The organism is Levilactobacillus sp. FUA 3915, from assembly GCF_044053135.1.
Lineage (GTDB): Bacteria > Bacillota > Bacilli > Lactobacillales > Lactobacillaceae > Levilactobacillus > Levilactobacillus lanxiensis.
This window is the reverse complement of sequence record NZ_CP168704.1, coordinates 1,853,739-1,879,994: the sequence shown is the minus strand read 5'-3', so window position 1 is coordinate 1,879,994 and position 26,256 is coordinate 1,853,739. Positions and strand designations below refer to the sequence as shown.

27 protein-coding genes and 1 tRNA gene are annotated in these 26,256 nt (G+C 52.1%); 8 read left to right on the top strand and 20 right to left on the bottom strand.

The features are described from left to right. Positions 1–571: 571 nt before the first annotated feature. A complete protein-coding gene (map, locus tag ACEPST_RS08750; protein WP_204121825.1) occupies positions 572–1,366 on the top strand; it encodes a type I methionyl aminopeptidase in 795 nt (264 codons plus the stop codon). Between the two features lie 668 nt (positions 1,367–2,034). Beyond that, on the top strand, positions 2,035–2,754 hold the full coding sequence (locus ACEPST_RS08745) for a demethylmenaquinone methyltransferase (RefSeq protein WP_204121824.1): 720 nt from the start codon (positions 2,035–2,037) through the stop codon (positions 2,752–2,754). Positions 2,755–2,846: 92 nt separating this feature from the next. Here the strand turns inward: ACEPST_RS08745 and ACEPST_RS08740 are convergent, their stop codons facing one another. Both ACEPST_RS08740 and ACEPST_RS08735 read right to left on the bottom strand, forming a co-directional pair. Continuing rightward, positions 2,847–3,695 carry a helix-turn-helix domain-containing protein gene (locus ACEPST_RS08740; RefSeq protein WP_203637835.1) on the bottom strand — a complete coding sequence of 283 codons (849 nt, stop codon included), beginning with the start codon at positions 3,693–3,695 and terminating at the stop codon, positions 2,847–2,849. A 59-nt stretch (positions 3,696–3,754) separates the two neighbouring features. Beyond that, positions 3,755–4,384, bottom strand: coding sequence for a DNA-3-methyladenine glycosylase (locus ACEPST_RS08735; RefSeq protein ID WP_204121823.1), 630 nt, complete (start codon positions 4,382–4,384; stop codon positions 3,755–3,757). Between the two features lie 56 nt (positions 4,385–4,440). Between ACEPST_RS08735 and ACEPST_RS08730 the strand changes: the two genes are divergently transcribed. Next, positions 4,441–4,833 (top strand): DUF488 domain-containing protein, encoded by a 393-nt coding sequence (locus ACEPST_RS08730; RefSeq protein WP_204121822.1) that lies wholly within the window; start codon positions 4,441–4,443, stop codon positions 4,831–4,833. Here the strand turns inward: ACEPST_RS08730 and ACEPST_RS08725 are convergent. The 6 genes from ACEPST_RS08725 to ACEPST_RS08700 form a co-directional block, all read right to left on the bottom strand. After that, positions 4,787–5,458 carry an HAD-IA family hydrolase gene (locus ACEPST_RS08725; RefSeq protein ID WP_204121821.1) on the bottom strand — a complete coding sequence of 224 codons (672 nt, stop codon included), beginning with the start codon at positions 5,456–5,458 and terminating at the stop codon, positions 4,787–4,789. The genes ACEPST_RS08730 and ACEPST_RS08725 overlap by 47 nt on opposite strands. 471 nt (positions 5,459–5,929) lie before the next feature. Continuing rightward, positions 5,930–6,388 carry a universal stress protein gene (locus ACEPST_RS08720; RefSeq protein ID WP_203643208.1) on the bottom strand — a complete coding sequence of 153 codons (459 nt, stop codon included), beginning with the start codon at positions 6,386–6,388 and terminating at the stop codon, positions 5,930–5,932. Positions 6,389–6,909: 521 nt separating this feature from the next. Next, positions 6,910–8,523, bottom strand: coding sequence for a BCCT family transporter (locus ACEPST_RS08715; RefSeq protein WP_373300830.1), 1,614 nt, complete (start codon positions 8,521–8,523; stop codon positions 6,910–6,912). Positions 8,524–8,832: 309 nt separating this feature from the next. Beyond that, positions 8,833–9,444, bottom strand: a complete 612-nt coding sequence (locus ACEPST_RS08710; protein ID WP_236000709.1) for a sugar O-acetyltransferase — start codon at positions 9,442–9,444, stop codon at positions 8,833–8,835. A 1,050-nt stretch (positions 9,445–10,494) separates the two neighbouring features. Further along, positions 10,495–10,965: a VOC family protein gene (locus ACEPST_RS08705; RefSeq protein ID WP_203637841.1), complete on the bottom strand. Its 471-nt coding sequence runs from the start codon at positions 10,963–10,965 to the stop codon at positions 10,495–10,497. A gap of 117 nt (positions 10,966–11,082) precedes the next feature. Further along, positions 11,083–12,003, bottom strand: a complete 921-nt coding sequence (locus ACEPST_RS08700) for a ribonuclease H family protein (protein ID WP_204121820.1) — start codon at positions 12,001–12,003, stop codon at positions 11,083–11,085. A gap of 274 nt (positions 12,004–12,277) precedes the next feature. Here ACEPST_RS08700 and ACEPST_RS08695 point away from each other — a divergent pair, with 274 nt between their 5' ends. Then, positions 12,278–12,748: a hypothetical protein gene (locus ACEPST_RS08695; protein ID WP_203637844.1), complete on the top strand. Its 471-nt coding sequence runs from the start codon at positions 12,278–12,280 to the stop codon at positions 12,746–12,748. A gap of 624 nt (positions 12,749–13,372) precedes the next feature. Here ACEPST_RS08695 and codA read toward each other — a convergent pair. Together codA and ACEPST_RS08685 are read right to left on the bottom strand one after the other, a co-directional pair. Beyond that, positions 13,373–14,608: a cytosine deaminase gene (gene codA, locus ACEPST_RS08690; RefSeq protein WP_204122230.1), complete on the bottom strand. Its 1,236-nt coding sequence runs from the start codon at positions 14,606–14,608 to the stop codon at positions 13,373–13,375. Between the two features lie 28 nt (positions 14,609–14,636). Continuing rightward, positions 14,637–14,942 (bottom strand): hypothetical protein, encoded by a 306-nt coding sequence (locus ACEPST_RS08685; protein WP_395409173.1) that lies wholly within the window; start codon positions 14,940–14,942, stop codon positions 14,637–14,639. Positions 14,943–15,051: 109 nt separating this feature from the next. On the opposite strand from ACEPST_RS08685, the gene thiD reads away from it, so the two are divergent. Next, the gene (gene thiD, locus ACEPST_RS08680; RefSeq protein ID WP_203637848.1) at positions 15,052–15,867 is read left to right on the top strand and encodes a bifunctional hydroxymethylpyrimidine kinase/phosphomethylpyrimidine kinase; all 816 of its coding nucleotides are present in this window, start codon (positions 15,052–15,054) and stop codon (positions 15,865–15,867) included. 806 nt (positions 15,868–16,673) lie between these two features. Here thiD and ACEPST_RS08675 read toward each other — a convergent pair. Then, positions 16,674–16,853: a hypothetical protein gene (locus ACEPST_RS08675; RefSeq protein WP_203637849.1), complete on the bottom strand. Its 180-nt coding sequence runs from the start codon at positions 16,851–16,853 to the stop codon at positions 16,674–16,676. Beyond that, positions 16,846–17,541: an NAD(P)H-dependent oxidoreductase gene (locus tag ACEPST_RS08670; RefSeq protein ID WP_204122231.1), complete on the bottom strand. Its 696-nt coding sequence runs from the start codon at positions 17,539–17,541 to the stop codon at positions 16,846–16,848. Before ACEPST_RS08670 ends, ACEPST_RS08675 begins: the two co-directional genes overlap by 8 nt. A 176-nt stretch (positions 17,542–17,717) precedes the next feature. On the opposite strand from ACEPST_RS08670, the gene ACEPST_RS08665 reads away from it, so the two are divergent. Further along, positions 17,718–18,479 (top strand): SDR family NAD(P)-dependent oxidoreductase, encoded by a 762-nt coding sequence (locus ACEPST_RS08665; protein WP_204122232.1) that lies wholly within the window; start codon positions 17,718–17,720, stop codon positions 18,477–18,479. Positions 18,480–19,049: 570 nt separating this feature from the next. On the opposite strand, the gene ACEPST_RS08660 is transcribed toward ACEPST_RS08665, so the two are convergent. Continuing rightward, on the bottom strand, positions 19,050–19,199 hold the full coding sequence (locus ACEPST_RS08660) for a hypothetical protein (protein WP_164511283.1): 150 nt from the start codon (positions 19,197–19,199) through the stop codon (positions 19,050–19,052). 108 nt (positions 19,200–19,307) lie between these two features. After that, positions 19,308–19,625, bottom strand: a complete 318-nt coding sequence (locus tag ACEPST_RS08655) for a hypothetical protein (RefSeq protein WP_203637852.1) — start codon at positions 19,623–19,625, stop codon at positions 19,308–19,310. Positions 19,626–19,752: 127 nt separating this feature from the next. On the opposite strand from ACEPST_RS08655, the gene ACEPST_RS08650 reads away from it, so the two are divergent. Then, positions 19,753–19,826 (top strand) — tRNA-Arg (locus ACEPST_RS08650). Between the two features lie 81 nt (positions 19,827–19,907). On the opposite strand, the gene ACEPST_RS08645 is transcribed toward ACEPST_RS08650, so the two are convergent. From ACEPST_RS08645 to mutY, 5 genes are all read right to left on the bottom strand, one after another. Continuing rightward, complete coding sequence (locus ACEPST_RS08645; RefSeq protein WP_125763463.1) at positions 19,908–20,150, bottom strand: cytochrome b5 domain-containing protein; 243 nt, start codon at positions 20,148–20,150, stop codon at positions 19,908–19,910. Between the two features lie 169 nt (positions 20,151–20,319). Beyond that, positions 20,320–20,523, bottom strand: a complete 204-nt coding sequence (locus ACEPST_RS08640; protein WP_024746588.1) for a cold-shock protein — start codon at positions 20,521–20,523, stop codon at positions 20,320–20,322. A 187-nt stretch (positions 20,524–20,710) separates the two neighbouring features. Then, the gene (locus ACEPST_RS08635; RefSeq protein WP_204122233.1) at positions 20,711–21,325 is read right to left on the bottom strand and encodes an alpha/beta hydrolase; all 615 of its coding nucleotides are present in this window, start codon (positions 21,323–21,325) and stop codon (positions 20,711–20,713) included. 11 nt (positions 21,326–21,336) lie between these two features. Further along, complete coding sequence (locus ACEPST_RS08630; protein WP_203637855.1) at positions 21,337–21,657, bottom strand: hypothetical protein; 321 nt, start codon at positions 21,655–21,657, stop codon at positions 21,337–21,339. 88 nt (positions 21,658–21,745) lie between these two features. Further along, positions 21,746–22,885 (bottom strand): A/G-specific adenine glycosylase, encoded by a 1,140-nt coding sequence (gene mutY, locus ACEPST_RS08625; protein WP_204122234.1) that lies wholly within the window; start codon positions 22,883–22,885, stop codon positions 21,746–21,748. A gap of 714 nt (positions 22,886–23,599) precedes the next feature. Here mutY and ACEPST_RS08620 point away from each other — a divergent pair. Continuing rightward, positions 23,600–25,252, top strand: coding sequence for a peptide ABC transporter substrate-binding protein (locus ACEPST_RS08620; RefSeq protein ID WP_239064557.1), 1,653 nt, complete (start codon positions 23,600–23,602; stop codon positions 25,250–25,252). A gap of 109 nt (positions 25,253–25,361) precedes the next feature. Here the strand turns inward: ACEPST_RS08620 and ACEPST_RS08615 are convergent, their stop codons facing one another. Further along, positions 25,362–26,204 carry a Fic family protein gene (locus tag ACEPST_RS08615; RefSeq protein WP_204122235.1) on the bottom strand — a complete coding sequence of 281 codons (843 nt, stop codon included), beginning with the start codon at positions 26,202–26,204 and terminating at the stop codon, positions 25,362–25,364. Positions 26,205–26,256: the final 52 nt, after the last annotated feature.

Here is a 26,256-nt window from a genome sequence, read left to right as displayed (position 1 = left end):
ACATTGACAATCACAACCGACCGCGGTAAAAATCTGATTGCCACCTCATTGTTACGGATTAACTGCAAAGTTAGCCGCAGGGCTGGGAAAACTGGGCCGGCCGTGGGAGTGACCAGAGGCGAGCCAAGGTGCCCGGCTGTGTCGATGGACTAGGCTTTCACACCAGCCCATCACCCTACGCGGTCATCACACAGTTATCACATTAACAACCACAACCGACTGCGGTAAAAATCTGATTGCCAACTCTATGTTACGGATTACCTGCCACGTTAGCCGCAGGGCTGGTGAAAATGGGCTCAGCCGTGGGAGTTGGCTTAGCGGGTCCCCCGCTTAGGCAACTGCTATCTTTGAGACGCGCTTCTTAGCGGCTCAAAGTAAGTCTGGAGACCGCCCTTTGGCTCCAGACGTGCGCCCACAGCGTCACGGCCCAGTTTTCACCAGCCCGGAGGCGATGACAACGACAAGTGAATCCGTACCAAACCAATTTCAAAAAGATTTTAGCCGCATAATTCGCTGAAAAGGTGAAATTGGTGTACATTAGAAGTAGATACAAATTTTAGGAGGTAACACGTTGATAACCATTAAATCAGACCGTGAAATTGAGAAAATGGCCGAATCCGGTGCCGTTTTAGCTGGTGTCCACAAGGGCTTACGGGACATCATTAAGCCAGGTATTTCTAGCTGGGAAATTGAACGTTTTGCCAACAAGTACATTGAAGAACATGGGGCCAAGCCTTCCGAAAAGGGTTTTGAAGGCTACAAGTATGCCACTTGTGTCAGTGTGAACGATGAAGTCGCCCACGCCATCCCCCGCAAGGAATTGTTGCTTAAGGAAGGCGACATTGTGGCCGTTGACATGACCGTCAACCTGGACGGCTTTGAAAGTGATTCTTGCTGGACTTACGCTGTCGGCAAGATCAGTCCTGAAGCCCAACACCTGATGGACGTCACCAAGAAGTCCCTCTACTTGGGTATCGACCAAGCCGTTGTCGGCAACCGAATCGGTGATATTGGTCACGCCATCCAAGCCTACACGGAAGGCCAAGAACACATGGGCGACGTCCGTGAATTGATTGGCCATGGGATTCAACCAACCATGCACGAACAACCAAACGTTCCCAACTACGGGGAAGCTGGCAAGGGCCTGCGGTTACGTGCCGGCATGACCATCACCATCGAACCCATGATCAACTTGGGGACTTGGGAAATTGCCACGCGCCAAACGGCTGACAAGTCATGGGACTACTACGTCACGGCTGACGGCTCCCTGTCCGCCCAATACGAACACACCCTGGTCATCACTGACGACGGTCCTAAGATCTTAACGTCACAAGACGACGACATCGACGAAAAATACCGGCTCTAATCAGCTAGGCTTGACCGATTAAGCTAAAAAATGAGAGTGAGGATTGGTTTCCTCACTCTTTTGTTTTACACTAAGGTCATTGCTATGTGTAGAACAAAGATAAGCTCATTAAGAACAGAATGATTGACATTACTGGGAAGGTATTTTGCCTACTTGCTTAGCTCACGTAGCAGGACAAGCTACCACAAGCCAAGCGGAAATCAAGACCAACCGGATAAATAATCATCCACGTCACGGGCTAAACCAGTGTCAGCCGCAGGGCTGGGAAAACTGGGCCGGTCGTGGAAGTGACCAGAGGCGAGCCAAGGTGCCCGGCCGTATCGATGGTCTTGCATGTTTTACTTAGCTTACGTAGCCGTATAAGCCACCACAAGCCAAGCGGAAACCAAGCAAGACCAATTAGATAAATAATCATCCACGTCACGGGTCAAACCAGTGTCAGCCGCAGGGCTGGTGAAAATGGGCTCAGCCGTGGGAGTTGCCTTAGCGGGTTCCCCGCTTAGGCAACTGCTATCTTTGAGACTCGGTCTATGAGGCTCAAAGTAAGTCTGGAGACCGCCCTTTGGCTCCAGACGTGCGCCCACAGCGCCACGGCCCATTTTCACCAGCCCGGAGGCGCTGACAACGACAATTGTTTAACCCAAATATTAATTAGGAGGTTGGCTTGTATGGCTTTAACCAATCAGACACCCGAAGACCAGGTGCAAGACATTTTCAACCACATCGCCCCACAGTACGACCAAATGAACAGCGTGATCAGTCTAGGAACCCACCGCATCTGGCGGCAACAGGTGATGAACGCCATGACGCTACGGCCCGGCGACTTTGCGCTCGACCTCTGTTGTGGCACGGGCGACTGGACCCTGTCCTTGGCGCAAGCCGTGGGTCCCGCCGGCCAGGTCGTGGGCTTAGACTTTAGCGACGTCATGCTGCAAGAGGCCAGCCGCAAGGTCCGCGCGGCCCACCTGAGCGACCGCATCACGCTGCGTCAGGGCGATGCCATGCACCTGCCCTACCCGGACAACAGTTTCAACGTGGTCACGATTGGCTTTGGCCTGCGCAACGTGCCGGACGCCAACCAGGTCCTCCGGGAAATGGCGCGCGTCGTCAAGCCCGGCGGCCAAGTCGTTTGCCTGGAAACGTCGCAACCCACTAATCCGGTGATTCATGCCGGCTGGCAGCTGTACTTTGGCCACGTGGTTCCCTTGATGGGCCGTTTTGCCCATCATTATCAGGCCTACAACTACCTGCAACGGTCGACACACAAATTCGTCACGGTGACGGAATTAGCCACCATGTTTCGTACGGCCGGCCTCCAACAGGTCCACTACCACCAGTTCAATCTAGGCGCGGCGGCGGTCCATTTGGGCACGAAGCCCTACCGCTAAAATAATCACAAAAATAAGGTATTCCCATTAGCGTTGAAATAATGGGAATACCTTATTTGTTTTACTGCCTAAGCGTTTGCGGTAAAAATCACTTAGATATCAAATTTCGCAATCAGCTTCAAGAGTTTCTCGTTGCTGTTCAACCGGGCAAAGGCCGCGGCATCTTGCAAGTCCTGCTTGATGGCCGCCACATCCCCGTCCTGGGCCCGCGCATTGATGGCGCGTTGGTACAGGATGCGAGCCAGGTAGTAGGTCACGTGATACCGGGCGCAGACCTGAACGCCGTAATTTAACAGCTCATCGCTGGCCTTGAGGTCCCCCGTTTGGCCGTAGAACTGGCCCGTGTAGTAAATGATGTTCAGGGACCGCCAAATGTTGTGATTGTTTTTAAAGGTCAGGTTGTGAATCTCACTGGCCACCTTGTTAAAGTAGAATTCGGCGCGTGTCGTGTCGCCATCTTGATCGTAGGCCACGCCCATCCCGGTGTACGCCAACAGCGAGTACATCGAGTGGTGGCCTTCGTCAAAGCGGTTTAAAATTTGTGAGAAATCATACAGTGCGTCCGCGATACTCCCGCCGTTGAGGGCCGTCACGTAGCCGCGGATAAAGTAAAAGCGCATTTGAAAGTTCAGGGTGCCGCTGGCCGGATCGCCCAACTTGGCCAGGCTCTCCTGGGCAGCATCGTATTCCCCGACCAACAACTGAAATTCCGCCTGTTCCAACGCTTGGGAACGGACAGAGTCTTCATCGTGGTTGAGCGGGAAGAGGTCATTTAACGTCAGCTCGAGCCGGTCACAGAGTTGCAGCAAAATCTTGAGTGACGGCACCTTGCCGTTGCGTTCGAACTTACTGAGCGTGGCCTGGGTACAGATGCCCTGCGCCAGCTGGTCCTGGGAAAGGTGGAGCCGTTTACGCGTTTCGATAAATATATCAATATTCATTACTTGTGCCATCCCTTAAAACGTTATGGACCTATTATAACAACAAATGGCCCTAACGCCTAGCTCTGCCAGCCATGATTTTCGCGGTCCCAATCCCGTTTGCGACTGCCGGAAACAAAGGGGTTCCCTGCCACGATGTAGCGTAGGGGCCGGTCGTGCCAGCTCCCATCGCTGACGCCGACCCGTGACGTGGCGGTCACCTGGCGCGGCTGGCGGGTTATCGTCGGGGTAATCGTTAAATTGTTGGCGCCCAACATCGTGCGGTTCAGGTCCTTGGACTGCAGGCCCAGCGCCGCCGTCAGCTTGCCCGGACCATTGGTCACATCCGGCAGTGGCTTGTCGCGGTGTTGTTGCATCAGGTCCAGGCCCCGGTGGGGTTCGATGCCCCGAATCAGGATTCCCTGGGGCGTGCCGGCCGCCTGAGTCGCCACGTCCAGCATGTAGTACCCCCGCAGAATATAAATATAAATGGTCCCCGGCGCATCATACAACGCCGCGTTAGCCGCCGTGTAGCGGCCATTAAACGCGTGTGCAGCCGTGTCCTGTTCCCCGAGATAGGCCTCGGCTTCAACGATCCAGCCGCTCATGGTGCCTGCCGGCGTTTGATAAATTAATTCATGGCCCAGCAACTCTTGGGCGATCTGGGCCGTGGGCCGCCCCGTATAGAAGTCGCCTAACGAATCTGTCATGACTTTTCTCGCTTCCCTTTCGCTATGGTAGAATTGACGCATGGAGATGGTCAAATATGGCAATAAAATTGGAACGGATTTACACTAAGCCCGCTGACTTAGCCGGCTATCGGATGCTGGTCGATCGACTCTGGCCCCGCGGCATTTCAAAGGTCAACGCCCAACTCGCGTCCTGGGAAAAGGACATGGGGCCATCGACCGAGCTGCGCAAATGGTTCAACCACGAGCCGGAAAAGTTTCCGGCCTTTCAGGAAAAATACCTTGCAGAACTAGCAGCCAACACCGCGTTACCTGACTTTTTAGACCTCGTTGCCACCCAACTGGCCACGCAGGACGTCATTTTCCTGTACGGCGCCAAGGACGAAACGCACAACCAGGCCGCCATTCTCAAGGCCTTCGTGCTTAAGCGTCTGGCTGACCGAGTGCCTGCAGCACGGCTGGCAGACTAAGCGCCGCCGTGCTGGGTAGTTGGGCATCGGCGCCGGGTAACGGATCGGCGTTGATTGCCACCGTCAAGCATCCTGCCCGCTTGGCCGACTGCACCCCGGTCACGGTGTCTTCGAACGCGACACAGGCCGTGGCCGGTAAATCTAGCAACCGGGCCGCTGCCAAATACACGTCTGGGGCCGGCTTGCTGGCCTTGAGACTGCCTGCCGGGACGATGTGTTTAAAGATGTGCGTCAACTGGAGCCGTTCGATTTCGGCCGGCGCGTTGGTCGAGGCTGAGGCCAAGGCCAGTGGATACCCGGCCGCGACGAGTTCGTTGAGAAACGCCGTGACCCCGGGTAACCGATTGGCTGGTGTCATGGCCGCCACGTACTGCCGGTACAGGTCATTTTCGTGATCCGTAATCTTCTGCATTTCCGCCGGCGTGAACGCGCCTTGCCGGTTGGCCGAAGCCAGAATCGTTTGCAGGGAACCCAGGCGACTCATGCCGGGCAACACCTCGGCCAAGTTGGTCGTCCACGGAATGTCCAGTTCGGCCGCAATGGCCTGCCAGGACGCCAAATGATACTGCCAAGAATCGGCAATCACGCCGTGGAGGTCGAAAAGAAATCCTTGAATTTTCGCCATGCTAGTTCCCCCTATTTAGCCAAGTGGTTGGACGTTGCTGGCGCCTTACCGGGCGGCGGAAATAAATTGGTTCGCTGTGGGCGGACGTCTGAAGCCAAAGAACGGTCTTCAGACTTACTTTGCGCCTCCAAGACCGAGTCGCAAAGCTACCAATTATCTAACCGGCATAGCCGGCAAGATAATTCCCACGGCTGAAGTTATTTCCGCCGCCCTCACGGCTCTGGTACGTTCAACCACACTTTTTGTCTTTGATTTAACCCTTTAAGATATTTCAATTATACACCATCACTTCAGTCTGATTCCTTGGCAATTGCTGTGATAGTGACATGATTTAACTGTATATTTTGACAGCAACAAAACCAACAGAGACGTAGACCTATCAGCCATGATAGCCATCTACGTCTCTATTTAGTCGCTAAAAAAAGAAGGCCAGCCACCAAATAGCAGCCAACCTTCATCGATTTGTTCAAACTAACGAATGACAATCACCGACACGTCGGCCTTCTTCGTCAACCGCAACCCAATGGCACCGGGCTTACCGTGACTAGCGAAGTCCACGTCGGCACCGGAGACGATTAGGTCTGGCTGGAAGTCCGGCACGATCTTTTGCAAGATCACGTCGTCCACGTCGCCGCCTTCAGCGATGATGGCGCGAACTTCTTCGACACCAAACGCCGTGGCCTTCTTGGCGTAATCCTGAACAACACGGCGCAAGTGTTCACGCTTTTCGTTCAGCTTATCCGGCATCAAAGATTCATAAATACTAATGTCATTACTTTCCAGAACGGAAGCAATTCCCAGGTGAGCACCGTAGTCCTTCGCCATGGTCATCGCAAACCGAAACGCCCGACTGGTCGATGGACGGTCATCCTCATCGATTGTAATTAAAATGCGTCGGAAAAACAGCGGATCATTACTTTCATCTGCCATAATCAGTTAATTCCCTCCATTGAATGATTCGGCCCTCATTGTATCATATTTGACAATGAAACTGGGGCTTAATCTTTTCATTTAATATCAGATTAGTGTGGTGATGTTACTGAAACTAGTCCTCACGTGTTCTATCGTTGGACCGTCTAAAGACGAAAAAAGGCCAGGACACCAGGTCCCAGCCTCATGGTACAAATTCAATTAATTTTCACTCGACGTCAGCTCAAACCGATCGCTGATCACTCACCGACCAGCGACCCAAACTAGTGTCAGCCGCAGGGCTGGTGAAAATGGGTCGGTCGTGGGAGTGACCAGAGACGAGCCAAGGTGCCCAGCTGTGTCGATGGTCTTAATAGAGCGATTTTCTCTATTTAGAGCATGGGACAACCTTTGAGACCGCTCTTCGGCTCAAAGTTGAGGTGGAAGCCCGCCCTTCGGCTGGAACCGGCCCCACAGCAGGGCACCTTGAGCGCGCCGCCGGGAACGGACGCGACCAGGCCCAGTTTTCACCAATCAAAGACCTAGTTAGCGTGGTCTGGTGATAAGATCATTGGGCCGCGGACGGCGCGTGGTAATTCAACCGTAATCCGCCGAACAACAACGGGTTGTGGCACCACCACAGGAGCGACCTTAGGCTTAGCTGCCAGCATATGCCAAATGGAATGCAGGAGCAGGATGCAGACGAACATCAGTGGGAAACCGGCAATCGTTGACACGGTTTGCACGGTCTTGAAGCCCCCGACCATCACAATCCCGAAGGAGAAGATGATGAAGACGACCACCCAGATCATCCGGTTCCAGCGACTAGGTTCCTGCCCGTCATCCAAGTGTAAACTCGTGAAGGATGACACGATGAAGGCGGACGACGAAATCGTCGTGGCCAAGAAGATAAAGCAGGAAATACAGTACAATGCCAGAATGATCATCTTAAATGGCAACGTCGCAATCACCGTGGCAACCACGGCAGCTTGACCCTGCGTGTTTAAGATGTGGACCAAGTTAACGGCCCCGGTCTGTTGAAGCCACAGGGAGTATCCACCAAAGATGGCGTAGAAACTCATGCACCCCAAGGCCCCGTACGTTAACATGCCGACTAAGACCTGACGAATCGTCCGGCCCTTAGAAATCCGGGCAATGAACAGCCCCATGACGGGCATGTAAGACAACCACCAGCCCCAGTAGAAAATGGTTTCCTGCTGTGCAGTGGCGTCCCCACCATTAGGTAACGTGTTGGTCGACATCGCGATAAACTTTTGCGCCATCAACCCAATACTGTTGGTTTCAGAATTTAAAATGTAAACCGTTGGTCCGATAATTAAAATAATGGCTAAGAGGCCCAGCGCCGTCCAGATGTGGGCGGAACTTAACCGGTTGATCCCACCGTTTAACCCGTGGAATACCGTGACGGCAAATAAAATAAATAGGATAATGAAGAGCTCAATTTTTAGCATCAAGTTGTCTTGAACACCTGTAAGCCGGCTCAGAACTTTGGAAATAATCGGAATTTCCATCCCGACGGATGACCCAATCCCACCCATGATTCCAAAGACGACCAGAAAGTCAACGATGTGGCGAGCCACAATCTTGCCCTTACTGTCTCCTTGCAAACTGGTGATAGCGGCACTGACCCGTTGGACCTTACCGTGCTTCACGTACAGCACGTAAGCAATCGCAATCGTGGCCGGCGCGAACATCATCCACGCCATTGGCCCCCAGTTGAATTGCCCCATCATGTGCGCTGCGCTGTAGGCGTTGCTCGAGAATGGCTTGAAGCCAAACGCCGGGTGCTGCAGGTAGCGCAGGGGATCAACGATGGACAGCATCAAGATACTGGCATCGATCGCCGTTGCGAAGACCATGCTCCCCCACTGGAAGTTGCTGTAGTGGGGTTTGTCTTCAGGGTCACCTAATTTCACCTTACCAAACTTACCAAATGCCAAATACATAAAAAATAAAAAGTTGACCACGTACACCATCATATAAGCCCATGACATGCGAGTATCAATCCAATTCAAGATTGAGCTAAGGGTAGCCTGTAACTGGCCACCACCTAAAATAAATAGCAATGACGCGAGAATAAATAAAACGATGGTTGGTACGAATACTAACTTATCAATATTTTTACGCGCTAAAATAAATAATCCTCCTCATTTGTTTCCTGCGAGCCAAGCTCCCAGCGGATGGTGCCTCAATTAGATTGTACGAAAAAAGCGCGGTTCCAGGGTCGTTATCCGAGCTACCTGTACAGCGCGCTACCGTTGAATACAAATTGCTTTCGAAAATCTTCTTAAAGCGATATCCAAAGTCTATTATACGCGGTCGAATTAATTAGTAAAATCTTGCTGGACGATAAGTTTTTTCTGCGGCAAATAAACCGGTTACATGCCACGTCATGTTAGGAATCTAAGAATTTGATTAGAATTTCTAGATTTCTGAAAATAGCCCTACTTTTGCAACTTATCGGGCCATTCTTGCAAAGCCTTGGCGTTGCCAGTTTCACTGTTGTCAATTTCCTTGATGACGCGGGCAGGATTGCCGGCAATCACTACGTTATCCCCGAAGGATTTGGTGACCACGGAACCGGCCCCCACGACCACGTTGTTGCCCAACGTGACGCCAGGCAGAATCGTGACCCGGCCACCGAGCCAGGCGTTATCACCAATGGTAATCGGCGCACCCATTTCAACATCGTGGGTCCGCGCCATCGCGTTCAACGGGTGAACCGGCGTGTAGAGGCCAATGTTGGGGCCAAAATAACAGTTCCGGCCAATTGTGATTGGGCAGGTGTCCAGGAAGGTCATGTCGTAATTGCCATAGAAGTGGTCACCGATGTGAATGTTCCAGCCGTAGTCAAACGTAAAGCTGGCTTCGACAAAAAAGTCATCCCCGGTATCGCTGATCAGTTGCTTGTAAGCGGCATTGCGCTGCTGATTGTCTGGTAATTGGTTCGCCGCCTGCAAGGTCTTGCGGGCCAGCACCCGCCGGTCGATCAGTTCCTTATCAAATTGGTCGTAGGGTTGTCCCGCCGTCATTTTTTCGCGTTCAGTTGCCATAATTCAAATCACTCCTCTATTTCCATGATAACACTCTGCTTCTTTTGGTGTTTGGGTTCGAGACATGAGGGTCAAAATCAAAATCAGTGCAGAAGCGTTCCGCCTGCGGCTGGCAGGGACCAGTACTCCTCTGGGGCACGGGGCAAGCCAAAGAGCGGTCTTGCCCCTCGCTGGGTGCCTCGCAACCCCCGAGTCCCCCAGACGTCCCGTGCCCTAGGCTGAGAAGAACCCTCAGCCAATGCCACCGACACAGGAAGTGGTCCCTGCCAGCCGCCGACTCCACAGATTGTGCGCTGATGTTGACTTGGGTTGAGACCGTCGAAGAAGCGTGTGGTGTGTTCGGCTGTTATTGGCGCCCCGATTTTCTACAAGTAGTAACGAGTTGCTCTGACTTATTTCATCCCATAGAGTTAAATCATCTATCCTCAACAAATTTGCTGTAACCAAAAGGTCGTCCACCAGCATAAACTGATAGACGACCACAAAAACATACAAAATCTCAAGTAATGACCGTCACATCCACGACACACCACACCCAGAAACTAACGCGTAGCGGGCTAAACCAATGTTAGCCGCAGGGCTGGTGAAAACTGGGCCAGTCGTGGGAGTGACCAGAGGCGAGCCAAGGCGCCCGGCTTAATATAAAAAGGTCGTCCACCAGCATAAACTGACAGACGACCACAAACACATATACAATTTCAAGTAATGACGGCTGCTACACGACACGCCACACCCCGGAACTAACGCGTAGCGGGCTAAACCAGTGTTAGCCGCAGGGCTGGGAAAACTGGGCCGGTCGTGGAAGTGACCAGAGGCGAGCCAAGGTGACCAGCTGTGTCGATGGCCTTGGCTGGGGTATTCTCCCAGCCTAGCCCATGGGACAACCTTTGAGACCGCTTTTCGGCTCAAAGTTGAGGTGGAAGCCCGCCCTTCGGCTGGAACCGGCCCCACAGCAGGGCTCCTTGAGCGCGCCGCCGGGAACGGACGCGACCAGGCCCAGTTTTCACCAGCCCGGAGGCGCTGACAACGACCAGTTTAACCAGCCCCAAAGCGTTATTCCGCAGTGTCGGTAGGCGTGGAAGAGACGGGCATGTCTTGTTCGCTGAGAATCCAAGTAATCCCGTAAGCATCCACAATCTGCCCCATCTTACCGCCCAACGATTGCTTGGCAAACGGACTGATGACCTTAACATCAGACTTCACCAATCGCTGGTACAGTGCATCCAACGCCTTCACGCTGGCGCTGTCATCCTCGTTGACCGCTAACATTAGTGAAATCAATGTGGACGATGTTGGTTGCCCCATTAACGCATCGGCACATTGAATATCTAACCCCATGATTTGAAAGCCACCGCGCATCGTCATTTTTTCCAGGTCGACCGCTGGATCTAGGCCGAACCGTTCTGCTTCTGCCACCGTTGGACTGACCCGGTAGGCATTGGTTGCGCCGAATACACTCTGATAATACGCAATGGCGTCTTTGGCATTTTCAAACTCCAAGTATGGAATTAATTTTGCTTGCATCATCGGTACCCCATTCAATACTAAATTTTTGGTAAATCCAGGCTAGTCCCTGAATTCTCGGGTCCTAGTTCCCCCAATTAGATAACCCGCACAAACTTTCTAGGTCTCATTATACCCTTAATTATCTCCAAACGGTAGGTTCCGCAAACTTTCGGCAATGTCCGCCACCGATTGCGCCGTTGTCCGATGCGACTGTGTGGCCGCACTGGACTTCGCTGACGTTGGCTTGGCCACTACCGATTGGGTCTTCGTCACGGGTTGTGTCTTGGCCACGGGTTGCGTCTTAGTCACGGCCTCATGTCGGTGCGTGACTGGTTGTTGCTCGGCGTCACGACGCATGCCATCCATCGTTTCGTTTAATAAATGATCGACGAACACGTTGCCTTGATTAGTCGCGTGGCCTTTGGTCCAACGATAGTTGAGATTGCTAAATTGCGGCAACAGGCGATCCACGTCTTGCCAAAGTTCCGCATTGACCAGTGGTCCGGCACTGCGCTTCCAGCCGCGGCGTTTCCACCCGGCGAGCCACCCCTTGTTGACGGCATTCAAAACGTACTGGGAATCCAGCACAAATAGGATGCTTTCGGTCGTTTGACCTAGGTCGACGAGCTTCTGCAGAGCGTTACGAAAGGCCATGATTTCCATTCGGTTGTTGGTCGCGCCAAATTCACCGGCGGAACCGGTCTCGATGGCATCGGGCAATTCGATGCGGTAGGCCCAGGCCGCCTTGTCAGCGTCCTTCACGTGCCCGCCAGCGACGTTCCCGGTGTTTCGCGAGCCACCATCGGTATAGACCGTGATTGTGGCTGATACGGGCGCTGAAGCCGATTTGGGCGTGGCTGTTCGGCCCGTTTTGGCTGTGCGATGGGCGGGCGTTTTCGCTGCGCTGCCCTGCATAAAGGCCTTGGCCTCAGCCTCGGTGGTAAAACTTTTGTACTGTGCGCCAGAAAACCCGTTAACTTGCTTCTGCGTTTCCGGCCACGTGCGGTAGATGCCCGGCTGCTTGCCGCGTCTGACCGCATAGTATTTTTGTGCCAAATGTATCCCCACTTTCGAACTAATTCTTAGCTAGTTTACCATACTTTTCCCCGTGGCTATTGAAATCTGCTATTACCAAATTTATGCACGCGTCACCATCAGCCACCCCTCACCTAAAACTTTTTGCGCAAATCTTAATAATCCGGAAAAACTCGTGAATTTAGAGCGTAAATTGTTTTCATAACTTTTAGATTATGCTAATCTAGAAGGTGTGAAACAATGACCGGAGAACGACCATTTTTACGATGTTTTTACTATTTTGAGGGGGTTTTTCATGAAGAATCCGATCCGTGCGACCATCATAACCGTCGACCAAGCTCGTGCCATGCTGAAGGACCAGCGTGAACAGCGCGATGAACGTTTTCCGCAACTAGCAGTCTCCGGTCAATACATCTTACCAGACTATCGGTTAACCCGTAAGCGGGAAGCCTTTAAGATTCGGCGCCACACATTTTTGAAGAAGCATTTCCGCTCCTACGTGGCGTTCGACTCCGACAACGGTCAGACCCTGTGGATTCACAATTTCCCCAGCCTGTCTGAAGCCTGCTTCTGGTTAAACACCGGCTTAAAGCCTGGCGACACCGACTCGACCAGTTCCTATCAGGAATGGAAGACCGAACACACTGCTGAAATTGAGGTTCTGAAGGAACAACTCAGAACCCAACACCACGAAAAGAAAAAGCCCGTTGCGGCGCCGAAACCAGCGACCGTAACCGTCAAAAAGACCAAGCACGTCAAGAAATAAGCGCGCGTGGCAATCAAAACGTCATCCCCGGCAATTGCTAGTGATGGCGTTTTTGTTTACCCAAAATTAAAAGACCCGTTCACCCAACCACAATGGCTGAGGTGAACGGGTCTTACTGTATTTTTAGGTTAATTAAGCCACAACGTTGACGGCCCTGCAGCTAGTCCCACTTGCCAATGATAGACAAGCACAACAGCGAGGACCAGACCCACACAAGTCCACGAACTAAACCAGTGTCAACCGCAGGACTTGGAAAACTGGGTCGGTCGTGGAAGTGACCAGAGGCGAGCCAATAAAATACTCGGCACAACAGCGAAGACCGGTCCCCGCAAGTCCACGAACTAAACCAGTGTTAGCCGCAGGGCTGGGAAAACTGGGCCGGCCGTGGGAGTGACCAGAGGCGAGCCAAGGTGCCCGGCTGTGTCGATGGTCTTAGCTGAGCGATTTTCTCAGCTTAAGCCCATGGGACAACCTTTGAGACCGCTCCTCAGGCTCAAAGTTGAGGTGGAAGCCCGCTTCACAGGCTGGAACCGACCCCACAGCCGGGCACCTTGAGCTCGCCGCCGGGAACGGACGCGACCAGGCCCAGTTTTCACCAGCCCGGAGGCGCTGCAAACACCTGTTTTAGAGATCTAAGTGAACTTGCTTAGGGTCGGTCTTGACGATGATCTTGCCGTGGTGGATTGAGTAAAGCACTTCCGACCGCTGGTTCAAAACGTTGTAGAAGTTATCATTGTTCATCACAACCAAGTTCGCTGGCTTGCCGACTTCAATGCCGTAGTGGTCGGTCACGTGCATGGCCTTGGCCCCATGGGTCGTCACGAATTGGTAAGAATTCATGATGTCGTCGTAACCCATCATTTGGGTGACGTGAATCCCCATGTGCAGGGAATCCAGCATGTTACCATCGCCCATTGGGTACCAAGGATCCTTGATGTCATCTTCACCGAAAGCCACGTTGACACCGGCTTCGTTCAATTCCTTAACCCGGGTTAAGCCCCGACGCTTCGGATACGTGTCAAACCGACCGCCCAAGTGGGTGTTGATCAATGGGTTAGAAATCATGTTGATGTGTGACATTTGTAAAAGACGCATTAATTTGTAAGCATATGCGTTGTTGTAAGACCCCATGGCCGTGGTGTGGCTGGCCGTTACTTGGTCACCCAAGCCGGTTTCGAGGGCTAAGGTCGCCAACGTTTCCAACCCACGGGAAGCGGGGTCGTCGATTTCGTCACAGTGGGCGTCGACTAACTTGCCGTACTTTTGCGCCAATTCAACGGCGAAGTGTAAGGATTCGACACTGTATTCACGGGTGAATTCAAAATGAGGAATGGCCCCGATTACGTCAACGCCTAATTTGGCGGACTGTTCCATCAATTCCTTACCATGAGGGAACGAGAGAATCCCTTCTTGGGGGAAGGCAACCAATTGGAGTTCGATGAAGTCTTTGACCTCGTCGCGCACTTCAATCAGGGCCTTCAAAGCGGTCAGGCTAGGGTCGGTGACGTCCACGTGGGAACGCACGAACTGAATCCCGTTGGCAGCTTGCCGTTCCAAAGCCTGGCGAGAACGGGTCTTGACGTCTTCGATGCTCAACGTCTTCTTGCGTTCTGACCAGATCCGAATCCCATCGAAGAGGGTCCCGGATTGATTCCATTCGGGGTCCCCCGCCGTCATCGTACTGTCCAAATGGACGTGTGGATCAACGAATGGTGGCAATACCAATTTACCCTTGGCATCAATCACCTGTTCATTATCTTTTGGTTCTAAATGGTCAGCGATGGCGGTAAACTTCCCGTCCTCGATGCGAATATCTTGTGGCTGCTTTGCGTTTTCGATGTGCCCTTGTTGAATTAACATGCGCGTTAACCTGCCTCCTAAATTTCACTTAATAAAATCCCGGAATGGTCAAGCCCAACGCTAACAAGGAACCGTCCGTGACGATGCCCGCAATAACGGCAATAATCGCCACCGTCGCCGGTATCAGTGCCCATCGTGGTCCCCGTCGTGCCGAGTGAACCAACCCATACAAGCTTATCACAGTTAGTCCCAATCCGAGCGTTAAAGTCAGTGGTTCGTTGGGAATTAGCAAATAAAGCTGGTCAAATGCCCCGGCAATGGCCACCCAACTCGCCACCGCTCCGATGAAACTCCATTCTAAAACCAGTCGCGCCCCGAAAGTCATGTGCTCCATACCCCTTTTGCTTGTTGCTAAACTATCTGTGGTGTTTAGTAGCAATTTTTCTGTATTCTATGCTATCCTAAATCTAATCAATTTATGAAAACGGAGGTCTGATTACATTATGCTAAATTCTTATCCCCAAGCTCTAACTATCGCCGGCTCCGACAGCGACGGTAGCGCCGGCATGCAGGCTGATCTGCACACCTTCTTCGCCCGCAACGTCTATGGTGCGTCCGTCATCACTGCCTGTGTGGCGGGAAATTCTTACGGTATCCACGCGAGCGTGCCGATGCCAACAGATTTTATTGATCAAGAGTTCGCTGACCTAGCTGACGACTACCACATTCGTGCCGCCAAGACGGGGATGCTCGCCGATTCCGAACTGATCGAAGATGTGGTCAAGAATTATCAGGCCGCCGACTTTGGCCCCTTAGTGGTCGACCCCGTCATCATGACGAAGCACGGTAACCAGTTGTTAGAGGAAAGTGCCTTTAACACCCTGCGGACAAAATTAATTCCGCTGGCAACCGTCCTGACACCAAACTTTTACGAAGTTCAAAAAATTGCTGAAATGACCATCAACAGCGACGCCGACATGATTGCCGCCGCCCAGAAGATGCAGGCAATGGGTGCCAAAAACGTGGTCGCCAAGGGTAGTCACGCCGACACCAACCAGCAAGCCGTTCGGGACTACGTGCTCCTCGAGTCCGGCGAAGGCTTCTGGCTCAGCGAGCCCTACCACGAAACGGACCGGGTCAACGGCACCGGTGATTCACTGTCCGCCTGCATCACGGCCGAATTGGCCAAGGGCACGCCGATGAAGACCGCCATCGCCATTGCCAAGCAGTTCGTGAACACCGCCATCGGGAGTCCGATTGAGGTGGGCCACAAGTTCGGCCCCATCAACCACTGGGCCGCCCAGCAACGCGAATACTAATTGGTTCCAAGCCCAGACCATTCGGCTGGGCTTTTTGTTTACTCTTTTACATTGCTCGTTGTCATCACTTCACCTGCGGCTGCCAGATAGCTCCGCTCCTGTGGGGCAACCTCCGAAGCCTGAGATGCGGTCTTCGGAGGCGCCTTGAAATCTCGCAAAGTCCGCGAGCTTCCAAGGTCGTCCCGTGCTGTAAGGCCGAGAAAATTCACTCGGTCTAACACCACCGACACAGGGCTACGTATCTGTCCTCCTCCGGCTCCGTTAACAAAAAAGACCAATGTAAAAGTAACTGCTTCGTGGCCGTGTCTTGCCTACTAGTCATTGGTGCTTGTGTCCTGACGTTAACTGTCAAACGTGCATCGGCAAAAAGTAATCCTGTCCGTTCCCAGCGGCGGATTCAAGACGCTGGTCCCTCACAACGACCAGGTCATTTTCACAGTCGTGGAGCGAAACATCAGTCGCCAGCCAAATGTGCGGCTGTCACAAATGTATCCGCTTTGCTTAGTAGTCTTGCTTGCCGGCCTTCTTCTACAACCCAATACATGTCATATTATAAAGCTCAAACCAAGCCACCGGTATTGGTTTAGCCAATGTCAGTGGAGCTGGAGGCTGGTGGGGTGGCGAGGCCTGTGTCGGTGGTGTTGGCTGGGGTTCTTGCTCAGCCTACAGCACGGGATGAGCTTTGAGACTTGCGCCCTTCAAGGCTCAAAGGCAAGATACAAGACCGCTTCTCAGGCTTGTATCGGTCCCCTCAGGCGCTGCCACCCCACCAGCCGCAAGCGCAACGACATCAACGGCTAAACCAATTACCACCGGTCGGGGCGCCAGGTGCGGCCGTCTACCTCGCCGCGCAGCTGGTCACTTCGCCGTTCCTGCTCGCGCACCAATTCGGCTAACGCCAGCCAAAACGCCCGGTCGGTGAACTTTCCCTGCTGTTCCGCTAATTTATCAATTTGAAGTTGGAGCCATTGTGCATGTTCAGTCATCTTCCTGCTCCTTAATCAGCGACAAGGTGTCCGCCAAGGCATCGATATCATCTTTTTGTTGGGCAAATTCGGCTTCGATCAACCGCCCCGTCGCCTGTTGTTCCGGCGGCAACTGCTTGATCATTTCTGGCAGGCGTTGGGCAAACCAAGCCTGGCGGTCGCCCAAACTATCGGGCTGCTCCTGCGTCAGATAACGCTGGTAGTCCACGACCAATTGGAGCTTTTCGGGTTCCTCAAGGTAGGCAAATTGGTGAATGGCAAAGATAGGTAGCCAGGTCATTTTCGCCCGTTCGGCAACAGCGGCTAAGGGGGCCAAGGCCGCGTCCAACGTGATTTGCTCGGCACCGCCCCGTTGAAAGGCCTTGCCCGGCATCCCCGTGGTCACCACGATGCCCAATTCCTTGTCGGCCAAGGGATAGCGGTGGTCACCATACACGAACGTCCGGGTCAACACGGTATCCTCCCACTGCTTGAGTCCCGCGGGGGCCGCGTACCAATACAAGGGAAATTGTAAAATGATGCGGTCGGCGTGGCGCAATTGGTCCTGTTCCTTTGCCACGTCTAAGGTTGGTTGGCTTTCAATATGTTCCCAAATAATGTCTTCATTCGCCGGCAGACTGGCCTTCAAAAATTGTTGGCTGGTCGAATCCGCTAGGTGGGGATGGGAGACTAACACAAGGGTCGTCATGGCCTCAGCTCCTTTTCTATTTTCTCTAGAACTACTGTATCACAAAATAGTGAAACGACTGAAACCAACGCCCGGTTAGTTTGGCTATTTTTATGAAACCGTTTACAAAAATAATAAATTCCTGTATAATTGCTCGCTGATCTAATGATTAACTTAATTCAAGGAGGAACACACATATGGCAATTCAGTGGGACGTACAAGGTAAGAGCGTCATCATCACCGGTGGTGCGGGCGGTATCGGCCTCGGCATGGCAACGGCTTTTGTTAAGGCGGGCGCGCAGGTTTTAATCGTCGACGTGAACGACGAACATCTTCAGGCTGCCGCGAAAAAATTAACCACATTCGGCACGATTGAAACGCTTAACGTGGACATTTCTACATACGAGAATGACCAGAAGATCATTGAAACGGCCATCGCAAAATTTGGCAAGCTGGACGTCTTGATCAACAACGCCCATGCTTCTCGGCAAAAGCCGTTTGACCAGCTGACCGATGAGGACTTTGCGTTGTCCTTCAACACCAGCTTCAACCCAACGCGTCATTTGATGCAATTGGCGCATGAACCCTTAAAGGCCACGCAGGGTTGCGTCATCAATTTTGCCTCCGGTGCCGGTATCCGCGGCCAACAAACGCAAGCGGCCTACGCTGCGGCTAAGGAAGCCATTCGGGGATTGACGCGTGTCGTCGCCCACGAATGGGCCCCCGATGGCATTCGTCTGAACATCATCTCCCCCATCGCTGAAACCGAGGGCGTCAAGCAGTGGCATGAGGCTGCGCCAGAACAATACGACCACTTGGTCAACAGCATTCCGCTGCACCGTCTGGGTGACCCCGAACAAGACATCGGCTCTGTCGCCCTCTTCCTCGCCAGCAGTGCCAGCGCCTACATGACCGGCCAAACGCTGATGGTCGACGGTGGCGACATTCAGATGTACTAAATGATTGCTGTTTAACTTAATACAAGGCCGTCACGTTGAGTGTTTTCTGCGTGGCGGCTTTTTGAGTCGTATCCTTAGATTCAGAGCAAGTAGACTACCTGACTACATGACTTTAAAACACCGCCACAGCCACACGCCAATCACGCACAAGAACGTCGAACATGCGTGGCGACTGTCAGTGACTAGAGGCAAAAGACCGCCCCTCAGGCTGGAGCCGTTCCCCACAGCAGGGCAACTTGAATCCGCCGCCTGGAACGAAACGAAAACTCGTCACCCCCAAAAAAGAACGTCGAAAATGTGTGATGATTGTCAGTGACCAGAGGTGAGCCAAGGCAGCCAGCTGTGTCGATGGTGTTGGTCGGGGTTATTTCCCGACCTAGACCACGGGACGACCTTGGAAACTCGCGCACTTCAGCGAGGTTTCAAGGCGAGCTGGAAGACCGCCCCTCAGGCTGAAAGCGGTCCCCACAGCAGGCTGCCTTGAGCTCACCGCCGGGAACGAAAATCGACCGCACTCATTTTCGACCAAAAGAAAAACGCCTAGCTGGAACACTAGACGTTACCCAAAAATTAACTTAACCGACGATTTGAATCGTCATGGAATTTGTCACGAGTTGCCAGATGCTTGCTCTTCTTACGGAAAGCATTCCGGTTATTCAGATACAACTGGCTAACCCCGGCAATCAAAATGATCATGATAATAATAGCTACTGCATGCATCACAATTCCCCCCGTCAACATTAGGTTACAAATATATTATCCTAATGTTACAGGAAGATTGCAAGTCGTGGGGACCAGTCGTTACAATTTCTTGATAATTTTAGTAATTTACTTACTTTCTGACTGACTCTTTGCGCTACTTGACGATTTCTGTTCGGATTCTTTTTTCTCTGATTCCTTTTTCTCTTTGTGCTTCTTCTGAACCTTGCGAACCTGATCCGAAATCTGGGTTGACGGATTGACCGTCTTTTTCCCAGATAAATTAGACACTGGGTAGGCAATGAACAGGACCACGGCAGAGATAATTAAGTAACGAATATTTTTCTTGCGGTCGCCGAGTGCTTGTGTAATTTGGAAGAAATAATAAATAAGTAAAATAGCAGCGAAAAAGACAATAGCCTCAGCAACGATATGAACGACACCCAAGGGAAACCCTCCTTCTGTGATTTAGCCTAACTTTACTGGAACGACCGGTCTCTGTCAACTAACGGCGCAGAACAGTGATTGACACGGCTACGTTGCTTCTCTATAATTAAGGAGTTATTGGGATTTTGTCGCAATAGCTCAGCTGGATAGAGCAACGGTCTTCTAAACCGTAGGTCGAGGGTTCGAATCTCTCTTGCGACATCACAATTAAATGGGTTATCAAAAAAGGTTGGGACCAAGTCTCAACCTTTTTCGTATCTATAAATGTTCCGTTTAAACGATTTAGTCTTCGTACTTGCCAACAACGGGTAAGTTCTTCAGAACCTTGCGACCGTGGGGCGACTTGCCATCGATCACACTGGTCAGTTCTTGACCGGCCAAGTTACCGTGGTGCTTGCCACCGGCCCAGGCTTCAACGCCACTGACGTCATACACAACGCCCGCAATTGCCACGTAGGCTGGTTGGCCATCTTGACCGTTAAACTTCGCTAATTCTGCTTGATTGAAAACTTTTTCTTCACTCACACAACTCACCGCCTAATAGATTTACCCTTATCGTAAACTGAGTTGGCAAACAATACAAGTAATTCGCTTGTCAGGTGATAACCTTGTTTTTAACTCTAAAATTGTACGCAAAAAAACCACTAACCGAAGTCAGTGGTTTTTTACTAAGCACGATTTAGGCTAATGTAAATTAGTCAACTACCGTAACGTTAGCAGCTTGTGGGCCACGGTCGCCTTGTTCTACATCAAGGGATACGTGTTGGCCTTCTTCAAGAGTCTTGAAGCCTTCGCTGTTGATAGCGGAGAAGTGAACGAAAACGTCTGAGCCGTTTTCCAAAGTGATGAAGCCGTAACCTTTATCAGCGTTGAACCATTTAACAGTACCTTGTTCCATAAGAATGAAACCTCCATGCGCATAGCGCAATAATATTTGCATTTGAAAGCTGGGGTAAAAAGGAGCCATTCTTATAAGAACGTCGAGCCTTTACTTCCGAACCATAAATACATTAGTCATAGAATAACAGGTATTCCCGAGAATAGCAAATGCAAAGTGTCGAAATCGGCAAACTTTTTAGCGACCCCTATAAAGCATTCACTGTTAACCATGTTTGTGCCGCAAGCACCTCATGCGGCGTCAGCTGGTGAGTTCCGCCCGTTATTTCCATCGTCGTTTTCGCCTGAATCTCGTCAAAACTTTTTAAAACTTTTTTTACCGTGGCGACCGTTACCAGCGGATCATGTTGCCCCGCTGACAGCCAAGCCTGATAACCATGTCGCTGGACTGGCAACGCCACTGGTAACTGCAACGGATGGAAGAGCAACGCCGCCTGCCCCGGAATTTGCCCCGTTAGGACCCCGTAGGCAGCCATGGCCGCGCCATTTGAATAACCGACCACCACCAGTCGCTCTGCGTCCCAGCGGTGCTCCTGACAGATCTGCTGGACCTGCTCGCCCAGCCAGTTAGCCTCTTCATCGATTTGTGCCGGGTTCACGGGTCCCGCCGCCGTTTGCGAATAATATTGCCGTTGCGCGCCAATCCCCTGCCGGCCCGCAATCGTGATCAGTGGACTCTGTGGGGCCAGTCGCCGACCAAACGTCAGCATTTCCTGGTTCGTCCCGCCAGTTCCCTGTAAGAGCAAGAGCGGGGCTGCCGTATTGGCACCGGGCATCGTTTCAATTAAATCCGTTTCCGCCATCGGTCAGCCTCCTAACGTTGGACGATGATTTCAATCTGGCCCTTCTGGGGCGCAAAATTCAAGCCTTCACACGTTTCCGTTAGGATTTTGCCGTATTCGCTCAGCACGTCCACGGGTAGCGGCGTGTGGGTTCGTAAGTGTTCAATCAACTCATCGGCTGATTCTAAGTCCGCCAGCGTGACAAAAAGTAAGGCGTTATTGATCAAGTCATGCAACAAATCGGTCAATAAGCCATTTGGCTTGCCAACTTTATCGGTGATGACAACCTGGTTGCTTTCTACTTCCTGGTGATTTACCGAAATATGCTTCAATACATCAAAAATCGTTTGCATGCCCAGTCACTCCTTCATAGGTTATTCCCCAAAACGACAGTCTTTTTCTAATTAACTCGATGATACTGCAATTTTACCCGAACGGAAACTAATTCTTGGGAAATGCCTGCGGATGGCCCTGGTTTTGGTAGCGCGTCATGATTTTTTCCTGCACCTTGGGCAGTGGCAATGCCCGAATTTCGGCTGCCGGCACCCATTTGCCAGGATAAAAAGTCAGTGTGGGCGTCGTCGCCAGTTCTGCGACCAGTAGCTTAACCTGCCAGCGTTGGTGAGTATAGGTGTGACTGACGGGCTGCCCACTGACTGTTGTGAGACTGATGGGAAGCTGATAGTCAGTGGAAAATTGTTGTTCCAACGCGGCAATGTCCGTCTCTAACGTGGGGGTATCCACCGGCACGGCCTCGCGGAGCTCTGCCTGAATCACCAACGGAAACGTCCAGTACCCCGTCAACATTTGATTGGCATCCCGCTGAACCATCAGGTAACCTGCGGGCGAATGAATGATCAGACCATAATATGGCATCAGTTTTGGCCGCGGGGCCTTGGTCTTCACTGGAAACTCGGCCACCCGGTCTTCTCGGTAAGAAGCGTCAAACTCGCGGACCGGCGAATGGGCCGGATCAGAATTTTTCGCCGTCATGTAGCTGGAACCCAGGTCCATGATGGCTTGGTTAAAGGCACCTGGCCGCTCCGGGTCGACGATGGGCTGAATCACCTGTTCAAAAATTTTCCGTGTCTGTGGCTTGGCGATATCATCGTCAATCAGTAATAGCCGTGAAAAAACGCGAAAGGCATTGCCATCGACCGCCGGAACCGCCTCGCCAAACGCAATGCTAGCGATGGCGCCAGCCGTATAGGGGCCGATGCCGACTAAATCAGCCAGACCAGCCGCAGTTCGTGGCCACTCGCCGTGATAGTCCGTAACCAATTGCTGTGCCGCGCGTTGTAGATTCCGTGCCCGCGAATAGTAACCCAGTCCCTGCCAGGCCTTCAAGAGGTCCGCCTGTTCGGCATTGGCCAACGCCGTGACCGTGGGAAAGGTCGCCATAAAATTCTTGTAATACGGAATCACCGTATTGACCTGCGTCTGTTGCAGCATAATCTCGCTGACCCAAACGTGATAGGGCTCGTGGTCCCGCCGCCACGGCAGGTCCCGCCCTTCTTGATCATACCAAGCCAACAACGTCCGGCGAAAATCCCGGATGGTGGCTGCCGACCATTTTTCCATCAGCTGACCCCTTCTTCCGTTCTAATTTACGAAACCTTTTTCCTATTCTAGCGAATTCGCCCACCCGGAACAAGTAAAGCTTGACGTCCCCCCACGACTCCCCTATCATCAGTGAGGAATGACAACATAGGTAGAAACACCGACAAGGTTGACTGCCTAGTGGACCAATTATTGTTGATTCTCGATAGGTAATCGTCTAAGACTTGATTGCCTAGTTAAGTCGTAAATCAGAACAATTGATCGACCTACCAATTTAATTACCTACATCTAATCCAATCAAACAATTCGTAAGCATTAAGACACCAAACACACAAAGCTGAACGGGTTAAACTCGTGTCAGCCGCAGGGGTGGTGAAAACTGGGCCAGTCGTAGAAGTGACCAGAGGCGCGCCAAGGTGCCCGGCTGTAACAGTTCATTGGCTCTAACTTATCAGTAATTATCTAAAACCAGTAACCCACACAGAAAACAAACACACAAGGCTGAACGGGTTAAACTCGTGTCAGCCGCAGGGTTGGTGAAAATGGGCTCAGCCGTGGGATTCTCTGAGGGTTCCTCTCAGAGAATGGTGACTTTGAGACACGACCTTCGTGGCTCAAAGCAAGTCCCGAGACCGCTCTTTGGCTCGGGGCGTCCTCCCCACCGCGTTCCGGCCCAGTTTTCACCGACCCGGAGGCGAAGTTTAACCCAAGACTATACATAACGGAGTGGTAAACGTGAAACGTTGGCGATTCTTTCTAATATTAATCCTGTGTACCAGCTTAGCCGGCTGCCAGATGGCCAAGGAAACCCACACGACCAGTGACAGCAAGGGCGTCATGACCCGCAAACAGGTCGTTACCCTGGCCACCTCACGGCCCTTGACAACGCTGGATACCGACAAGCTCACCCAATTTGGGCGACTCAACAACACGATTGAGGGCCTCTATTCAACGACTGGTGAGGGCCAGAGTGAACTAGCGCTGGCCAAAAAGGTCAAGGTGACCAATCATAAGAAGACCTACACCTTTACCCTCTGGCGCGATTCCCACTGGAGCAACGGCGACCTCATCACGGCCCACGACTTCGTTTATTCCTGGCAACGGGCGCTGTCCCCAACGACTAAGGCGCCGAACGCCGACCTGTTTGTCGGGATGCAAAACGCGCGCCAGATTCTCGATGGCAAGCTACCCGCCAGCAAGTTGGGCGTGAGCGCACCGAGTCGTTTCAAATTAGTCGTCCACCTGGATCACCCAATGGCTGAACTCCCACAACGACTGACGTTCCCGCTGTTTGGCCCGCAAAATGAGCGCATCGCTTTAAAATATGGCAAAAAATACGCGACCAAGCCGCAGTACCAAGTCTACGCCGGACCGTTCATGGTCGCCAGCAAAGGCAACACGGCCAAGCACTGTCACATGATTCCTAACCCCCACTACTGGGACCGCGAGCACGTCTACCTGCAACGGATCAACGTGGACGTTTACCATAGCAACGCCAAGATGTGGACGGATTACCGCAAGGGCACGCTCGACGAGGTCCGCTTGCTGGGCAAGGCCAACATTAAATCGTTTGAAAAACAGGCCGCCTACACCGCACGACCATACTCAAAAATGGTGTTGTTAAACTATCGTCAGGCCGGACCTAAATCGACGGTCAATCAATTGCTTCACCAACGAATCGCCCGTTTAGCTATTTCCCACGCCATTGACCGACAGAAGCTAGGCACCGCGTCGTATGGCAGCACCTCGCTTCCCGCCCAGGGCATCGTGCCGGCGGGGCTGAGTCGCGGGCAACGGGGCACGTCAGATTTTGCAGCCGCCCAACCGCAACAGCAAACGCTGAAATTGAATTTACCTTTGGCGAAAAAACTCTGGCAAACGGCCAAAAAACGGGCTGGCGTCAAACACATCACGCTGACCCTGAGCTACCTGGACGCCACCTACAGCTACAAGATTGCCCACACACTGCAACACCAACTGACCACAGCCTTGCCGGGCCTCACAATTCGGTTGGTGCCCCGCGAGTGGTCCGTCGACGAACTACCGAAGCCAACCAGTAGCGATTTAACGCTGACGACTCAGCACGCGCAGTACGCCGACCCCCTGTCGATGCTGGCGCTCTTTACCAGCACCAGCATGGCCAACACCGGTCAGTGGGCAGATTCCGCTTACGACCAACTGATTGCCCAAGCCAGCACGGCGCCCGCCTTTAACAGCACGCGCTGGAAAACCTTGCTCAAGGCGGATGGCGTCTTGATGAAGTCTCAAGGGGTCACGCCCCTCTTTCAACCGGCCAGCACCTACCTCGTCAACCCCAAACTCAACGGGGTACAGTACAATACGGTTGGCACACAATCCAACTTTAAGGGTGCTTACTTCGTGAAATAATTGACTCAATACAAGTTGTCAAAAAAATATGATGCACCTGAGGCTTGCGTTACGCTCCCAGGTGCATCATATCTTTTTTGCCGCTAATATCGGCCTGTCGTCTGTTCTGTTAGTCGTTATCTTTATCCCGCAAAAATTTCTCAAACCGCGGATCAACATCATTTTTAGCGTCTTCCTGATTTTTTTCATTGAGCTCAAGAATACTGATTCGCTGTATCAACGTTTTGCGTACATAATCGCTGATTAAAATTTCAAATGGTTGTAGATTGCCACTTTCACGAGAAACGGCCAAATCTTCCATGTAGATGGTCCGCGCCTCTTTGTCTGGCTGGACGTTAATGACCGGGTAACCGGCTTGAGTCAACGCCATATTCATCAACAGACGTGCCGTTCGTCCGTTACCATCAGCAAAGGGGTGAATTGAAACGAACTTTTGATGCAAATCAGCAGCGAACTGGACAGGATGTAGGGTCTTCTGCTCCGTGTGCGCCCAATCAAGTAACTGGTCCATTTGCGGTGCAATATCAAATGGCGCGACATAAGGTTTGTCTTCACTACCAAACGGCCACGCCGCTAAAATTCGATAGACGCCTGCATTAACCTTGTCACTAGTCGTTTGCAGGGTCACGATGCGATTTAGTGTTCGAATAAAGGTGGAACTCAACGGCGTCTGTTGACTAGCCAGTTCCATCATGTACTCGTATGCTTCGTTCAAATCTAATGTTTCGAGGACATCTTTAACGGGAACGCCATGGATCGTCATGCCTGTATTTAAAATTGAGGCGGTTTCATAGCGGGTTAACGTGTTCCCTTCAATGGCGTTAGACGACCAGACATGTTCGATCCGAACGCGCTGGTCCAGTTCTTTGACCTGTTCAACTGATAAGGGTCGAAAAGTGTCCATCTTCGCTTTAAGTTCGCTAATTTCAGCTAGTTTTTTTTCGATTGGCATTAGAATTTCAACTCCTTTTTTGCAAGTTATATTGCCCCTATTATAGCAAAAA

Bases quoted from the DNA above. Each gene is read 5' to 3' on its own strand.
- ACEPST_RS08730 (WP_204121822.1), top strand. From the start codon at position 4,441: ATGGCAATAAAATTGGAACGGATTTACACTAAGCCCGCTGACTTAGCC.
- thiD (WP_203637848.1), top strand. From the start codon at position 15,052: ATGCTAAATTCTTATCCCCAAGCTCTAACTATCGCCGGCTCCGACAGC.
- ACEPST_RS08630 (WP_203637855.1), bottom strand. From the start codon at position 21,657: ATGCAAACGATTTTTGATGTATTGAAGCATATTTCGGTAAATCACCAG.
- codA (WP_204122230.1), bottom strand. From the start codon at position 14,608: ATGTTAATTCAACAAGGGCACATCGAAAACGCAAAGCAGCCACAAGAT.
- ACEPST_RS08615 (WP_204122235.1), bottom strand. From the start codon at position 26,204: ATGCCAATCGAAAAAAAACTAGCTGAAATTAGCGAACTTAAAGCGAAG.
- ACEPST_RS08640 (WP_024746588.1), bottom strand. From the start codon at position 20,523: ATGGAACAAGGTACTGTTAAATGGTTCAACGCTGATAAAGGTTACGGC.
- ACEPST_RS08740 (WP_203637835.1), bottom strand. From the start codon at position 3,695: ATGAATATTGATATATTTATCGAAACGCGTAAACGGCTCCACCTTTCC.
- ACEPST_RS08670 (WP_204122231.1), bottom strand. From the start codon at position 17,541: ATGACGACCCTTGTGTTAGTCTCCCATCCCCACCTAGCGGATTCGACC.
- ACEPST_RS08675 (WP_203637849.1), bottom strand. From the start codon at position 16,853: ATGACTGAACATGCACAATGGCTCCAACTTCAAATTGATAAATTAGCG.
- ACEPST_RS08735 (WP_204121823.1), bottom strand. From the start codon at position 4,384: ATGACAGATTCGTTAGGCGACTTCTATACGGGGCGGCCCACGGCCCAG.
- mutY (WP_204122234.1), bottom strand. From the start codon at position 22,885: ATGGAAAAATGGTCGGCAGCCACCATCCGGGATTTTCGCCGGACGTTG.
- ACEPST_RS08635 (WP_204122233.1), bottom strand. From the start codon at position 21,325: ATGGCGGAAACGGATTTAATTGAAACGATGCCCGGTGCCAATACGGCA.
- ACEPST_RS08745 (WP_204121824.1), top strand. From the start codon at position 2,035: ATGGCTTTAACCAATCAGACACCCGAAGACCAGGTGCAAGACATTTTC.
- ACEPST_RS08665 (WP_204122232.1), top strand. From the start codon at position 17,718: ATGGCAATTCAGTGGGACGTACAAGGTAAGAGCGTCATCATCACCGGT.
- ACEPST_RS08695 (WP_203637844.1), top strand. From the start codon at position 12,278: ATGAAGAATCCGATCCGTGCGACCATCATAACCGTCGACCAAGCTCGT.
- ACEPST_RS08685 (WP_395409173.1), bottom strand. From the start codon at position 14,942: ATGGAGCACATGACTTTCGGGGCGCGACTGGTTTTAGAATGGAGTTTC.
- ACEPST_RS08720 (WP_203643208.1), bottom strand. From the start codon at position 6,388: ATGGCAGATGAAAGTAATGATCCGCTGTTTTTCCGACGCATTTTAATT.
- ACEPST_RS08660 (WP_164511283.1), bottom strand. From the start codon at position 19,199: ATGCATGCAGTAGCTATTATTATCATGATCATTTTGATTGCCGGGGTT.
- ACEPST_RS08705 (WP_203637841.1), bottom strand. From the start codon at position 10,965: ATGCAAGCAAAATTAATTCCATACTTGGAGTTTGAAAATGCCAAAGAC.
- ACEPST_RS08725 (WP_204121821.1), bottom strand. From the start codon at position 5,458: ATGGCGAAAATTCAAGGATTTCTTTTCGACCTCCACGGCGTGATTGCC.